Origin of the sequence: Mycobacterium dioxanotrophicus, from assembly GCF_002157835.1 — a bacterium.
GTDB lineage: Bacteria > Actinomycetota > Actinomycetes > Mycobacteriales > Mycobacteriaceae > Mycobacterium > Mycobacterium dioxanotrophicus.
In genome coordinates this window covers 1,646,165-1,659,351 of record NZ_CP020809.1, presented here as the reverse complement: position 1 = coordinate 1,659,351, position 13,187 = coordinate 1,646,165, and the positions used below count along the sequence as shown (strand labels likewise).

At 65.0% G+C, this 13,187-nt stretch carries 14 protein-coding genes and 1 pseudogene; 7 read left to right on the top strand and 8 right to left on the bottom strand.

Going from position 1 to position 13,187, the window contains the following annotated elements; genetic code table 11:
- Positions 1-257: 257 nt before the first annotated feature.
- Complete coding sequence (locus tag BTO20_RS07965) at positions 258-554, top strand: hypothetical protein (protein WP_087074810.1); 297 nt, start codon at positions 258-260, stop codon at positions 552-554.
- On the opposite strand, the pseudogene BTO20_RS07960 reads toward BTO20_RS07965, so the two are convergent.
- Positions 555-1,513 (bottom strand): annotated as a pseudogene (locus tag BTO20_RS07960) (TauD/TfdA dioxygenase family protein). It abuts the gene before it with no gap.
- 158 nt (positions 1,514-1,671) lie between these two features.
- Between BTO20_RS07960 and BTO20_RS07955 the strand changes: the two are divergent.
- Positions 1,672-1,968, top strand: coding sequence for a DUF4193 domain-containing protein (locus BTO20_RS07955; protein ID WP_087074808.1), 297 nt, complete (start codon positions 1,672-1,674; stop codon positions 1,966-1,968).
- Positions 1,969-2,029: 61 nt separating this feature from the next.
- Here BTO20_RS07955 and BTO20_RS07950 read toward each other — a convergent pair whose 3' ends face one another.
- Together BTO20_RS07950 and BTO20_RS07945 are read right to left on the bottom strand one after the other, a co-directional pair.
- Positions 2,030-3,301 (bottom strand): D-amino acid dehydrogenase, encoded by a 1,272-nt coding sequence (locus tag BTO20_RS07950; protein WP_087074806.1) that lies wholly within the window; start codon positions 3,299-3,301, stop codon positions 2,030-2,032.
- Positions 3,298-4,650, bottom strand: coding sequence for an MFS transporter (locus tag BTO20_RS07945; RefSeq protein WP_087074804.1), 1,353 nt, complete (start codon positions 4,648-4,650; stop codon positions 3,298-3,300). Before BTO20_RS07945 ends, BTO20_RS07950 begins: the two co-directional genes overlap by 4 nt.
- Before the next feature lie 5 nt (positions 4,651-4,655).
- Here BTO20_RS07945 and BTO20_RS07940 point away from each other — a divergent pair, with 5 nt between their 5' ends.
- Genes BTO20_RS07940 through BTO20_RS07925 form a run of 4 tightly spaced genes read left to right on the top strand, consistent with a single transcriptional unit; the run spans position 4,656 to position 7,133 of the window.
- Positions 4,656-5,876, top strand: a complete 1,221-nt coding sequence (locus tag BTO20_RS07940) for a CdaR family transcriptional regulator (protein WP_087074802.1) — start codon at positions 4,656-4,658, stop codon at positions 5,874-5,876.
- Positions 5,877-5,899: 23 nt separating this feature from the next.
- Positions 5,900-6,388 carry an LppP/LprE family lipoprotein gene (locus tag BTO20_RS07935; RefSeq protein WP_087074800.1) on the top strand — a complete coding sequence of 163 codons (489 nt, stop codon included), beginning with the start codon at positions 5,900-5,902 and terminating at the stop codon, positions 6,386-6,388.
- A 23-nt stretch (positions 6,389-6,411) separates the two neighbouring features.
- On the top strand, positions 6,412-6,819 hold the full coding sequence (locus BTO20_RS07930) for a cupin domain-containing protein (RefSeq protein WP_087081771.1): 408 nt from the start codon (positions 6,412-6,414) through the stop codon (positions 6,817-6,819).
- Between the two features lie 44 nt (positions 6,820-6,863).
- Complete coding sequence (locus tag BTO20_RS07925) at positions 6,864-7,133, top strand: hypothetical protein (RefSeq protein WP_087074797.1); 270 nt, start codon at positions 6,864-6,866, stop codon at positions 7,131-7,133.
- A 74-nt stretch (positions 7,134-7,207) separates the two neighbouring features.
- On the opposite strand, the gene BTO20_RS07920 is transcribed toward BTO20_RS07925, so the two are convergent.
- The 5 genes from BTO20_RS07920 to BTO20_RS07900 all read right to left on the bottom strand — a co-directional run bounded on the left by BTO20_RS07920 (position 7,208) and on the right by BTO20_RS07900 (position 12,088).
- Positions 7,208-7,810: a TetR/AcrR family transcriptional regulator gene (locus BTO20_RS07920; RefSeq protein WP_087074795.1), complete on the bottom strand. Its 603-nt coding sequence runs from the start codon at positions 7,808-7,810 to the stop codon at positions 7,208-7,210.
- Between the two features lie 199 nt (positions 7,811-8,009).
- The gene (locus BTO20_RS07915; protein ID WP_087074792.1) at positions 8,010-8,984 is read right to left on the bottom strand and encodes an SIS domain-containing protein; all 975 of its coding nucleotides are present in this window, start codon (positions 8,982-8,984) and stop codon (positions 8,010-8,012) included.
- Positions 8,981-10,162, bottom strand: a complete 1,182-nt coding sequence (locus BTO20_RS07910; RefSeq protein WP_087074791.1) for a glucosamine kinase — start codon at positions 10,160-10,162, stop codon at positions 8,981-8,983. Before BTO20_RS07910 ends, BTO20_RS07915 begins: the two co-directional genes overlap by 4 nt.
- Positions 10,159-11,535: a glycosyltransferase gene (locus tag BTO20_RS07905; RefSeq protein ID WP_232491089.1), complete on the bottom strand. Its 1,377-nt coding sequence runs from the start codon at positions 11,533-11,535 to the stop codon at positions 10,159-10,161. Before BTO20_RS07905 ends, BTO20_RS07910 begins: the two co-directional genes overlap by 4 nt.
- A complete protein-coding gene (locus tag BTO20_RS07900) occupies positions 11,480-12,088 on the bottom strand; it encodes a TetR/AcrR family transcriptional regulator (RefSeq protein ID WP_087074789.1) in 609 nt (202 codons plus the stop codon). The genes BTO20_RS07905 and BTO20_RS07900 overlap by 56 nt, the downstream gene beginning before the upstream one ends.
- Positions 12,089-12,355: 267 nt before the next feature.
- Here BTO20_RS07900 and BTO20_RS07895 point away from each other — a divergent pair, with 267 nt between their 5' ends.
- A complete protein-coding gene (locus tag BTO20_RS07895) occupies positions 12,356-13,183 on the top strand; it encodes a glycoside hydrolase family 16 protein (RefSeq protein WP_087074787.1) in 828 nt (275 codons plus the stop codon).
- Positions 13,184-13,187: the final 4 nt, after the last annotated feature.

Sequence of the window (13,187 nt, the reverse complement as noted above, 5' to 3'; positions counted from 1 at the left end):
TGTGGTGTCCCCGGCAAGAGAATTCTGCATCGAGACCCGATATCGCGCAGCCGAATCCCGATGTTTCCCGACGCTGCCATCGAACTGCCATATTTTTGCCAGCAAACCGCCAAAGGCACTGCACCTGCATCGATCTGCCTGCGGATCGATAGCCAGAAATAGAGGTAGTGGACTACTCGTGAAGCCACGCCACCGCGGCCGTACGTTCCTTACATCAGCGTCAGCGCTCCCGACGCTTCGATCAGAGGAAGTTCGAAATGAGTAAGGTCCGAACCGCTTCCCTAAACAAAAACGTTGCCGCCCAGTCGAATACCCCCGCAGCGACCACCGCGGCGCCGGCCCTGATCACCGAGCAGCAGGTTCTGTTCAGCACCGCGGCGGCCGTGGCTCTCCCCCGAAGTAGACACCTCGGCGACACGGTGTCGCACGCGATGTCGTCGGCGCTCACCTGGTGGCGGACCCGCGCCGAACGCCGACCGATTCGCCACGACCACCAGTCGCGGATGAGCTACCTGGAGAGCTCGATGATGTCCCGGGAGATGGACCGGCTCTGATCAGCCTGCCAGGCGTACCGGGTCGACGATATCGGCGTAGTGCGATGCATCGCCTGCGATGACTCGGCTGCGCTCCCCGTGGACGTCGACCGGGATGTCACCAGCGAGCGTGACGCGGCTCAATCGGCGGAACTGGTCGTCGTAATCGGCCACAGCGTAGTGCTGGGTCGCCCGGTTGTCCCAGATCGCCAGGTCGCCCTGTTCCCAGTTCCACCGAATTGTGTTCTCCAGCTTGATCACCCGGTTCTGGAGGAGCTGGAACAGAGTTGTCGACTCGGCGACGCTCAACCCCACGAACTGCTTGATGAAGTGGCCGAGGAGCAGCACTCGGCGCCCGGTTTCCGGATGGACCCGCACCACCGGATGCTCGGTTTCGTAGTACTGCGACCGGAACTCCTCGCGGTATTCGCGTTCGGTGTCGGCGAGCTGCTCGTGGCGGCCGTCGAAGTCGGTCGCGTAGTCGTACTGGTTGGTGTGCACCGCCCACAGGTTTTCCACCAGGGCCCGCAGCGGCGCCGGAAGGCGATCATAGGCGGCTCGGTTGACGCCCACGTCGTGGTGCCGCCGTAGCTGGGCAGGGTGACCGCACGCAGCAGCGACGCTTTCGGGACCCGGTCGATGAATGTCACGTCGGTGTGCCAGCTGTTGGCCTTCTCGTATCGCGAGTCGATCGGCAGAATCCGCTCGCCGCGCGACGTGACGGTGGGGTGCGCCGTCGTCGGCACGCCGAGCAGGCGCGCGAAGGCCAACTGACGATCGTCATCGAGCTGATGCTGGCCTCGGAAGAAGATCACCTTGTGTTCGAGCAGCGCTTCGTTGATGGCGGCCACCGTGGCCGCGTCGAGATCGCCACTTATTTCGACTCCGTCGATACGCGCCCCGATGTTGGCGCCGAGCTTGACCACTTGCAGTGTTGACACTCCGTCACTTTCGGCGGGAATTGTTGCGTACGCCACCATTTGGCTCAGCCGGAACCTAATTGAGCAGCGGCAAAACGCTGCGGACATTGCCAAAGTTCAGCTCTTTGTCGTCTATGCTTCGCGCCGGAAACAATCCGGGAACAATAAGCGGTCAGTCGGCGTTCTGCGTGCACAGGTCTCGACAGGGAGGGTCACCAATGGCAACTGATTACGACGCACCTCGGGTCAAGGAAGCTGACGAGTCCACCGAGGAGTCACTTGAGGAGCTCGCTACCCAGCGGCGGGCGGCGACCGACACGGCAGTGATCGATGAGGATGAGGTGGTCGATTCCTTCGACCTGCCCGACGCCGACCTCACCGGTGAAGAACTGACCGTGCGGGTGATCCCGAAGCAGGCCGACGAGTTCACCTGTTCGAGCTGTTTCCTGGTGCAGCACCGCAACCGCTTGGCGTTGCAGCAGGGCAGCCAGCAGATCTGCGTCGACTGCGTCTGACACGCACACCGGTCGGGGCCGCTTGAACGTGCGGCCCCGACACATCTTCTCTGTTTCTGTCTCATCCCCGAACGCGATGCCTGTTGCGATGAACCGGCGAGTACGGCGTCGGATCGATGTCCGGGCGCCGCTCGTCGATCAGGTCGGCGAGGATCCGCGCCGACCCACACGCCATTGTCCAGCCGACGTGGCCGTGTCCGGTGTTGTAGTACAGGTTGTCGTGTCGGCCTAGGCCGATCAGCGGCGGACCGTCGGGTGTCATCGGCCGCAATCCGGTCCGGTATCGGGCGGTGTCCCAATCGACGGCCCCCGGAAACAGCTGGTTCCCTGCTTCGATGATGTCGGAGTAATCCGCGGGGGTGCTGCTGCGGTCATAGCCGACGAACTCGGCCGTCGCCGACATTCGCAATTCGCCGCCGAACCGCGACCACGCCACCAGTGACCGTTCGTCGATGCCGCCGATGTGGGGCGCCCGATCGGGGTCTTTGATCGTGGCGGTCAGCGTGTACCCCTTCGCCGGGTACACCGGTATCCGTTGCCCCATGGTTCTGGTGAGCAGCGGGCTCGCGGATCCGGCAGCCAACACGGCGGCATCCGCCCGAATCTCACCGTCCGAACCCATGATTCGGGTTACCGACGAGCCGTCGGTGATCAGCTCGGTGACCGCGGAGTCGAGGTGGAAGCTCACGCCCATCCTGCGGCACACCTCGGCCAGTCCGCCGGCGAAGAGGTGCGGGTCGCCGGTTCCGTCCGAGGTGTCGTGAATGGCTCCTGCGAACCGGGTGCGGCTGTGGCCCAGCGCTGGTTCGAGTGCGATCACCTGCTCGAAGTTGAGCACCTCCTGGCACCGACCGTGTTCCTGCAGCAGTCGCGAATGCTGCTCCGCCGCACGCAGTTCGGCGTCGAGATGGTAGAGGTACAGCACACCGGCATGGGTCTGCCAGTATTGCAGGCCTTCACGCACCGCGAGCTCGTCCATCAGCTGCTGGCTGTAGCGGGCCAGCCGCAGCTTGGCCAAGGTGTTGGTGCGTGACCGCGACGGCGTGCATTCACGAAGGAAGCGCAGCCCCCACCGGATCAGGTCCGTATCGGCTCGCGGCCGGACCCGTATCGAAGTGGCCTCACCGAGCAGCGATTTCACCAGCATCACCGGCGCTTTCGGAGAGGCCCAGGCGTAGGAGTGACCAGGAGCGACCAGCCCAGCCGTGCTGGCGCTGGTGTCTGAGGCGACGTCGCCGCGACGGTCGTAGACGTGGACCTCATGGCCGCGTTCGGCCAGGGCGTGGGCGGTGGCGACGCCGACGATGCCGGCGCCGATGACGGCGATCTTCACAGCGCTGCCCCTGTCCGCGGAAGGCTCGGCAGCGAGACCGCGCTGGATTGGGTGAGCAGCATGCCGTTGGTTTCCGGCGCCAGCAGGAGGGTGACGAGCCAGCCCAGCCCAGCGACGACAGCACCGACGAGCATCGTCAGTTGCACCGAATGCGCGAGCAGCAGCGGCGCACCGTACACCCCGATTGCGGCACCGACCCGGCTGGCACCCGTCGCGAATCCGTTGGCGGTGGCTCGTACACCGGTCGGGAAGAGCTCCGACGGGTAGATCGCCTCGAGGCACTGCCCGGAGTACATCGCGAGGCCGAACACCGCGAACAGCACCAGCACCAACCACATTGGCGGGTGGGCGACGATGGCCAGGCCCAGCAGCGGCAGGGCGGAGACGGCGAAGCTCCACAGCAGCAGCTTGCGTCGGCCCTTGTTGATCCACAGCGCACCGGACAGCGAACCGACGACGTAGAAGATCTGGATGATGACGGCGCCGAGGTAGGCGGTATTGCCTTCGGCCAGCCCGAATTGCTTGAGGATCGCCGGCTCGTAGGTGGCGATCGCGTAGATCGGCAGCAACTGGCATGCCCAGAACAGCGCCACGAACAGGGTGCGTTTGCGGTACTCGGGCCGGAAGATCGTCATGTACCCCGTCGGACTGCCTTGCGGCTCTTCGATATCGGCGAGGGTCGCATCGGCTCCGAGCATCTGCTTGAGCACTGACTCGGCCTCCTCATGGCGGCCCTGGCTGAGCAGCCAGCGCGGTGACTCAGGTGTGCCGAGCCGCATGGTGAGGATGAGTAGGGCCGGGATGGCGCTACTCGCGAGCATCCAACGCCAAGCCTCGGGGCCGAGTGCGAGCATGAAATAGCCGACGGAGTAGGCGATCGCGGCGCCGACCGAGAACATGGTGACCAGCACAACGAGCAGCGGACCACGGGACTTCTGCGGCGCGAACTCGGATGCGATGGTGCCGGCGATGGCCAGGTCGGCACCGACCGCGACGCCCATCAGGGTGCGGAGCACGATCAATTGCCACGGCTCGGAGGCGAAGAACTGCAGGGCCGAGAGAACGACGAAACAGGCCAGGTCGGCAATGTAGACCTTCTGGCGACCGAACCGGTCGGTCACGGCGCCGAAGATCAGGCCGCCGAAGAACATGCCGACCAGCGATGCGGCCCCGAGGAGTCCGGCTGCCACCGGGGTCAGTACGAAATGTGCGGTCAGCAGTGGCAGTGCAACGCCGATGATGCTGAGGATGTAGCCGTCGCAAAACTCCCCACCACCCGCATACAGGGTGATGAGCCACTGGGTTCGCGACGCCTTGGCGTGTTCGAGCGAGGCTGTGGATTTGGTCATGCGGCATGACGATAGTAACCAATGTGGCGCAGGTCACTGTATGTGTTGCACTTTTTGGTAGCGGATTTAAGCTGGTCAACTGTACGGAAAGGACAAATATGGACGCTGTTGTCCTCACCACCGAGTTGGCCCGCGAGATCGCCGACGAGACCACTCGCATCCTCGGCCACCACGTCCTGATCACCGATGCGAACGCTCGGGTCATCGGCAGTGGCGACCCCACGCGCATCGGTACGGTTCACGAAGCCTCGGTGGCCGTGCTGCAGACCGGTACGGCCGCCAGCCACGACGCCGAGCAGGCCGCAGCCCTGGTCGGCGTCCTACCCGGCATCACCATGCCGATCGTGCTGGACGGTGCCGTGGTCGGCACCGTCGGGATCACCGGACCGCCCGCGCAGGTGGTGAAACTAGGCCGCCTCGTGCAGCGGCAGACCGAAATCCTGCTGCGCGAGTCACAGTTTCAACGCATGCGGCTGTTACGGGCGAACCGCCTCAACCAATTGGTGCGCGACGTCGTGGAATTCGATCCGCGCCTGGTCGACGAGCAGATCGTCCAAGCCAGCGGTATGGAACTCGGGTATGACCTGACCCAACCGCGGGTGGCGATCGCCTTTGAGGTGCAGCCCGGCCCGGAGAGCTATCCCTCTTCGGTGCGCGCGATCGGCGAGATCTTCGGCGCCCGAATGGATCTGGTGGCCGAGCTGGCCACTGGACGATACGTTGTGTTGCATCATGTTTCACAGTCTCATTCAGCCGAGGAGAAGGCCCGGCACGCCGCTGAGCTGCTTCGGGAACGCCATGGCATCACCGTTCACATCGGCATCGGCGAAGCAGGCACAGGTGTGGCAGCGCTCGCCGCCTCCTACGCGGACGCGGTGGCGGCGCTTCGACTGGGTCGCGGGAGGGCGGCAACCCAGATCCACGAGATCGGTGACCTGAGGGTGGCTCAGATGCTGGATTCAGTGAGCGCCCAGGCGCGCGAACGGTTCACTCGATCACAGCTGGCGCCGCTGACCGGCGAGAACGATTTCTCCGTGCTGCGTGCAACATTGGTCGCGTGGTGCGAAGCCGGCTGCAATCTCGTGGCGACGGCCCAGCGATTGGACATTCACCGCAACACGGTGATCTACCGGCTCGACAAGATTTCCCGGCTCACCGGGCGCGACGTTCGCGAGCCGCGCATCGCGGTCGCGCTGTACCTGGCATGCCTCATGGTCGGCGGCTAGCCTGGCCCGTGGGGAGGTCGGCGATGAGATTGCCAATTCTGTTGGCAGGGTCGGTGCTGGGTACCGGGCTGCTGACAGTCCCGCCCGCTTCGGCAGACCCTCCGATCACGTGTGGAAAGAACCTGGCTGCGTACCAAATCGTCACGGCAGCAGAACATCTCGCGCCTTACCCGGGAACCGATTGGCAGTGGTCGACCGACCCGCGCAGGACGCAAGGCAATTTCAATCCCTGTGTCGCACTGTCGACGGCACTGGTCACGGTCGAGGGAGCCACCGCCAGTTCGCCCGTGGCTGCCCTGATGTTCCACAACGGCGAATACCTTGGCACGGCCACATCGAAGGCCTACGGATTCACCACGCTGAACAGCGTCCGGACCACCGACGACACCGTCGTCCTCGACTACAAGACACCCGGCGCGTGCAATGCCTGTCCGCCCGCGGCCGTGACGAGCGTTCGCTACCAGTGGCAGGGCGACCACGTCGTGATGCTCGATTCTCCACCGCCGACGTGAGGGCCGGCATCACACTGTTTGACATGGCGACGGGATCCCACGCGGAGACACAGCTGGAGAATGATCTGTTCCGGGTGACCAAGTGGACCATCGACCCCGGCGGTGCGATCCCTTTGCACCGGCACGAATACGAGTACGTGGTCGTGCCCCTGGTCACCGGTACCATGCATGTCGTGACCGCCGACGGCGACGAAATCATCGCCGAACTCGTGGTGGGCCAGAGCTATTCACGCCCGGCCGGCTCCGAACACACTGTGGAGAACCGCGGAGACCGCGATCCGATCATCTTCGTCGAAGTCGAGCGGCTCTCGGAGCTCTCGACTCAACGATCCGGCGATGCTTGGGCACTCGCAATCAACCCAGTATGGCCAGAACTCGGTGGGAACTGGCATCCACCGATCGGGCGGCACAAGAACATGGGATTTCCATAGCCGGCGCTTCGAATTTCCTCAGTTCGGCTCGGCACTGTGGTGTCATGACCGGTTCAACCGAGGGCTTTGATGTGGCCGCTGCCGATACCGTGCCGGAAAGCCGCAGGCGCGAGGCCCTTCCCATGGCGCTATTGGCGACCTTCGGATTGATCCTTCTTGCCGCTAGCCAAGCAGGTCCTGTGTGGGTTCACGGCTTCACTTCGGTCGGCGCTGCGGTGGCGGCGACGGCCGTGCTGTTCGCTGCCGAAATCCGTTGGATGGAATGGGTCACCACGGCCGAGTCGGCCGGCTTGGTAGCCGCGTCTGCTGACTGAGGCAAGGCGGATTTGCCCGCCAGCCCAACTCAATAGCCCTCACATCAAATTCGGCGACTCAAGGGACAAGGAATTTAGTCGCCGAGTCCTGCGGCGACAGCTCGCGCAGCCGCCCGCCCGGCAGTGTGCATCGGCGTCGGCGAGCGCGTGGTGCGTGAGAGGAGAACCGCACCTTCGATCAGGCAGAGAACTTCCTCCGCGACGTCGCGGGCACGTTCGGCGGTCATCCCGGCCGCGGTGAAGCGCTCCTGAAGCACTGCCAGCCAGGACTTGAACGCTTCGGCGGCGGCGGTCCGCATGAGCTCGTCGTTGTTGGCCACTTCCAGCGCGATCGTGGCGATCGGGCAGGCGTAGCCGTAATTGGTTTCCTCAAGCAGCTTCGCTGCCCGAATAAACGAATTCTCGGTGACCTCCACAACATCGGCGTCAACCGGGAACACCGCCTCGAGCAGTTCCCGGTAGCGCTCACCACCATAGGTGAGGGCGGCGGCCCCCAGCTCCTGTTTACCGCCGGGGAAGAAGTGGTACAGCGAACCGTACGGTGCTTCGGCCGCCGATAGGACAGCCTTGATGCCGGTTGCACCAAAACCCTGCCGACTGAACAGATCTGTCGCGGATTCCAGTAGCCGAACCTTGGTCTCAGCTGGTTTACCGGCGGTTGTCGTAGTCGGAGACACCCGCCCAGGATAGCCGCTAGATCAATCTGTAACCGTGCTGAACTGGCGAAATTCCGTCTGATCTGGAACGTGACCCGTCGGATTGAGCATGAAAATCGAGTAGGCGGCTACTACTCACTCAGATTCGGCACCGCCGATCCGCGCCAGTTGCAACGCAGGAGTGACATGTAGGTCTGAGCTCGCCAGGTGGTCAGTGCTATCACGAACTCTGCGCCTGCCAAGCCCTGGCCGCGATGAGCTCGGGTACCAGTACCTCGGTAAGCAACCGGACGTCGTCCTCCTCATCGCCCGGATAGCGCACGGTCCGTTGCGATCCCGGCACGTCACCGCCGACGCCCACAACGATGCTGCGCCGCAGCGTGGTCCACTCGGCCAGTTGGGACTCCCACGCAGAGCCCGCGAAGACCAGCAGCCGGTAGTCCGTCGTCTTCGTCAGATAGACGTCGACGTGGCTCCAGTCCCCGGTCTCACAGGCGACCGCACCGAGGCGCGGTCCTTCCCGGAGCATCAGCGCACCCTGTTGTGCGGACGAGAAACGGTGCGCCGGCGCGGCGAGGTGGGTACCTGCGGGTCCGAGCAGCGATTCGGCAAGCTCGGGCCGCCATTCGGGTTCGGTGTCGAGCAAGTGAGCGCACGCCGCGGCGGCCTTCCGCACCGACGTCACAAGCGGTTTCGTGTCCGCTTGCAGCACATGCAGTTCAAGCGCCAGCAGTAGGGCCACGGTGTGCTGATAGCTGCGACAGGCGACGCCGCCCACCTCGGTGTCGGCGGCGAGGTCGACGACGGCCTGGCATCGCTCGGCGATCGGTGAATCCGCCGTGTTGGTCAACGCGACGAATGTCAGGCCGGGTTGTGAGGCCGCCATGCGGTCAAGCGCATCAAGGGTTTCCACCGATCCGCCGGTCGCCGAGATCGCGACCACAAGGGTTCCGGGTCCCCACTGCGGCAGCACCGTCGAGGACGCCAGTTCGGATACCGCGAGCAGGCCACGCGACCGCATCCGGGCCGCGGCGACGCCAGCCGCGTAGGCCGAGGATCCCATCCCTAGGAACACCACCCGCTCGACGCCAGGGGGCACCACGTCAGCCCATGGATTGACGGTCAGCGTCACAGCCAAGCGGTCGAGGACCTCGGGCTTACGCTGGAGGTCGGCCAGGAATGCGTCAGCATTCACGCGGTGATCCCTTCATCGAGCAACGCGGGCAGCGCCGCGTCGGGCACGTACATCCACCGCGGCAGATGCTGTGCGGCGTAGCTGATCTCACGCAGAATCTGTTGGAGACGCAAGGCCCGCAGCGGCGCGGGATCATAGCGTGGCGCGCTTCTCCGGTAGGCATCCAGGAACGTTCGGCGGACCAGACTGCTGACGTCGGCGAGCGCATGCGGGTCGAGATCGGTGTACTTGTGCGCGACGATCGCGACATGCGCCAGCGACTGCACCATGCCGGCCACGTCGAAGGCGGCCGGGATGGGTTGCATCCGGGCCGCGGCGGACAGTACCGGGTTGCCGTCGAAGTCGGTGATGACGAAGCGCTCCTCGGTCTGCAGTACCTGGCCCACGTGTAGGTCGCCGTGCCCCTCCAGGACCGATGTCCCCGCGAGGTCTCCGAGTCCGTCGAGCAGCGCCTCGACTTCGCCGCGGCGCTCGCGCAGCATGGCACCGCTGACCGAAGTACTCAGGGCTACCGCGGTTTCCAGTGTTTCGAACGCTGCGTCGCGCCACGCTCTCGCCTGTGCGGCGTCGGCGACCGAGGCGGTGCCGGCCAGGGCGGTGTGCATGTCGGCGACCAGACGTCCCACCTCAGCGACTGCGGCGATCAACGGCGGCCGAGCCACAGCATCCTGAGCCGCGGCGGTGACCAGTTCCACGGCCCAGGTCCAGCCGTCGACCGCGCCGGGTAGGTACTCGTCGATGGTCGCGACCAGGGTCTGCTCACCGCGCGGAGAGCACCAGGTGACCAGGCCCAACGGGACGGGCATGCCCGCGAATCCCGCGGCCCGCAACGCGGTGATCCGACGCGGTGCGGGGTGAGGACCGTCGTCCAGGTGCGTCGCCCATTTCACGATCGCGTCGTCACCGACGATCACCGATTCGTTGGTCTGGTCGACGGTGATCGGCCGCTCCCCCGTCGCGCTGCGCTGCGTCCACGAAATCACCGTGAAATTGCCGTATTCGGCGGATCCGGCGGTTAGTAGGTCCAGCATGGCCTCGGCAACGCCGTCACCTGGCACGGCCCGACGCCAGCCGCCGTCAGGGTCTTGCACTCTTGGCACGGCCGCCAGACCGCCCGGTCTCTCGACGATCACCAATTGCCGGTTGCCTGCTAGCTCGAGACGGTCGAGGTCCGTCACGCCCGGTGTTCCAGGCCGACCCGTTCGATCGCGTCGGCACCAGTGCGCAAACCGTTGCGGGCCCGGATGGCGGCACCCATGTCGGCCAGCTGGGCGCGCAGAGCGGTGTCGGCGAGCAGCCGGTCGACCGCATCGGTCAACTCGGTGTCGGCGAACCCGTAGGTGTTCAAGCGCACGCCGAACCCGAGTTCATCGAAGCGTTGGGCGTTTTCGTACTGGTCCCAGAAGAGCGGCAGCACGATCAACGGCTTGCCGAAATGCAGTGTCTCGGTGACGGTGTTGTTGCCGCCGTGCGAGATCACCAGATCGACCTGCGGGATGACCTTGGTCTGCGGCAGCATCTGAGCACCGACCATGTTGTCGGCCAGCGTGATTCGATCCGCCTGCGGCCCCATGCTGACGATGTAGCGGTGCCGGGTCTTGGCCAGCACGTCGACCAGGCGCTGCATCAGCTCGACGTCGGCGCCGCCCAGCGAACCCAACGACAGGTAGATCAGTGCACTGTCTTCAGGACGGTGGGCGACCTGGCTGGGCACGGCGTATTCGTCGTCGGTTTCGCGGACACTGGAATCCATCCTGATCCAGCTGTCGTCCAGGGGCCGCAGCTGCCGATAGTCGGCCTCGGCCGGGTAGACGTACAGATTGGCGGCGTTGACGCGCGGCATGAACTCGAGATCGGGGAGGGCCTCGGCGCCCTGAGCCTGAACCCAGGCGTTGAAGTCCGACCACATAGCTCGGTGGGTGCGGTCGAATTCCGCTCTGTAGGTGGCCCATTCGGTGGTGTCTGCGCTCGGCAGACCTGAAAAGGGCGGCGGCACTTGCGGAGCGGAGATCTCCAGCGGGCTGCACGATACGATCCGGACGAACGGCGCTCCCGCGGTCGCCAGGGCCGGAAACAGCACGACGTTGTCCTCGACGATGACGTCCGGCCGATGAGTGGCGATGATCTCGCGGAGCCGGGGCTCACTGTACTTGGCGCCGTCGATGAGCGCTTGATACGTCGGCTGAATGAAGGTCCGCAACTGGTCGATGGTCGGTTTGCGAAATTCCGGAGCGGTCTCGGCGATGAAGTCGGCCCAGAACTTGCCGGCATCCTCATCGGCAGCGCCTTCGGCCGGCGCCGCCAGATCCACGAGTTCTTCAATGAATCCGAACGGCGTCAGCTTGCCTGCCCATGAGCTCTCGGCGGCGAACACGATCGTGTGGCCGCGTTCGCGCAGTACGGCCGCCAGTCCGATGCACTGATTCGTTGGGCCATAGGCAGATTCGGGCCAGAACATGATGGTCAGCGGTTCGTTGGTCATCATGGGCAGCCCTTCACGCTCGGACGGGTCGGGGAAGCGGGTGGCCGGTCGCTGCCCGCGCGTAGTCACAGATCAATTCGGTGGTGGTCTCGACATCCAGGCTCGGATGCCGCGCCACCATGCGGTAGCCGTAGGCATCCTCGAGCGCGACGATGTTGCGCGCGATGGTCAGCGACGGTGAGGTCAACACGAAAACGCCTTGCGCCGCACCGGTTTCCAGGATCACCTGATACATCGCCACCTGCCGGTCATAGAGTGCGGTCAGCATGACGGCATATGCCGGGTAGCGTGCGGCGGCACCACCGAGTTCGCACATGAGCTTGACGGCCGGATCGTCGGAGTCGACCGGCAAGCCCGACTCGATGGTCATGACCAGCTTGCGTTCCGGTTCGGGTATGCCCGCGATGGCACGCAGCCGGGCGTCATAGAACCGCTCCATGCCGGCCCGGTTGGCCTCGATCAGCAGGGTCTGAATGTCACGGAAGTGGTAGAGCACCGCGCCCGGAGTCAGGCCCGCCTCCGCCGCGACCTGCTTGAGCTGGACGTCGGCGCCATGCTTCATCACCGCACTCTGCGCGGCGCGCAGCAGCTTCTCTCGGCGTTCCGTGCGGCTGACGGGCACAGATGCATGGTGTCAAGGTCTGCGGGCGCGCGCGGGCATTTCCTGAATTTGGATGTAGTTTTTGTTCTCCTGATCTGCGTGAACTGGGGTTTTGTTCAGATTAGGTCTTGAATCGTCGTGCAATCGTCGGCTCCGACGTTGAGATTGCCGACAGGGCGGTGATCTGCGAGAAAGCACCACCCTGGCCGCAATATCAACGCGCGCTGAGTCCCCGGTGAGACCGCTCGATCCGTGCTTGAGCACCCGTCCCGGTTAAGGTGATCCGATATGGCTAACTTGGACCGTCGAAAAATGATGATGCTGTCGGGTCTCGGCGTCGTCGCAGCGGCTATGCCCATCCGGCAAGCCCAAGCCCTCCCGACCAGGCCCATTCCCGCGCCCGAGGCGCCGCAAGCCGCGACGAACTACGTGTTCGTGGATGAATTCGACGGCGCCGCCGGCTCGGCACCGGATGGCGCGAAGTGGACCATCGCCAAGGCCCGCGAGGTCATCCAGGACCCCACCTACTGGGAGCAGCCCGGCCGCATCGGCCAGTACCGCGACGACCGCAAGAACGTCTTCATCGACGGCAAGTCGAATCTGGTCATCCGGGCCGCCAAGGAAGGCGACACCTACTACGGCGGCAAGCTGGCCAGCGTGTGGGAGGGCGGCGCCGGCCATACCTGGGAAGCGCGGATCAAGTTCAACTGCCTGACTCCGGGCGCCTGGCCGGCCTTCTGGCTCGGCAGCCTGGGCCAGGGTGAGCTCGACATCATCGAGTGGTACGGCAACGGCAAATGGCCCTCGGGGACCACCGTGCACGCCAAGTCCAACGGTGGGGAATGGCAGACCCACAACGTCACCGTAGACAACAACTGGCACACGTGGCGGACCCAGTGGGATGGCAACGGCGCCCGGTTCTGGCAGGACTACACCGACGGCGCCAAGCCGTACTTCGAGGTCGCCGCGAGCTCGCTGCCGGACTGGCCGTTCAGTCAGCCCGGCTACACAATGTTCGTGGTGCTGAACCTCGCCGTCGCGGGATCCGGCGGAGAAGACCCCAGCGGCGGCACCTACCCGGCCGACATGCTCGTCGACTGGGTGCGCGTCTGGTAGGTGG

Excerpts from the sequence above, each read along its gene's own strand:
- BTO20_RS07965 (WP_087074810.1), top strand. The coding sequence starts at position 258 with ATGAGTAAGGTCCGAACCGCTTCCCTAAACAAAAACGTTGCCGCCCAG.
- BTO20_RS07955 (WP_087074808.1), top strand. The coding sequence starts at position 1,672 with ATGGCAACTGATTACGACGCACCTCGGGTCAAGGAAGCTGACGAGTCC.
- BTO20_RS07945 (WP_087074804.1), bottom strand. The coding sequence starts at position 4,650 with ATGACCAAATCCACAGCCTCGCTCGAACACGCCAAGGCGTCGCGAACC.
- BTO20_RS07940 (WP_087074802.1), top strand. The coding sequence starts at position 4,656 with ATGACGATAGTAACCAATGTGGCGCAGGTCACTGTATGTGTTGCACTT.
- BTO20_RS07935 (WP_087074800.1), top strand. The coding sequence starts at position 5,900 with ATGAGATTGCCAATTCTGTTGGCAGGGTCGGTGCTGGGTACCGGGCTG.
- BTO20_RS07930 (WP_087081771.1), top strand. The coding sequence starts at position 6,412 with ATGGCGACGGGATCCCACGCGGAGACACAGCTGGAGAATGATCTGTTC.
- BTO20_RS07925 (WP_087074797.1), top strand. The coding sequence starts at position 6,864 with ATGACCGGTTCAACCGAGGGCTTTGATGTGGCCGCTGCCGATACCGTG.
- BTO20_RS07895 (WP_087074787.1), top strand. The coding sequence starts at position 12,356 with ATGGCTAACTTGGACCGTCGAAAAATGATGATGCTGTCGGGTCTCGGC.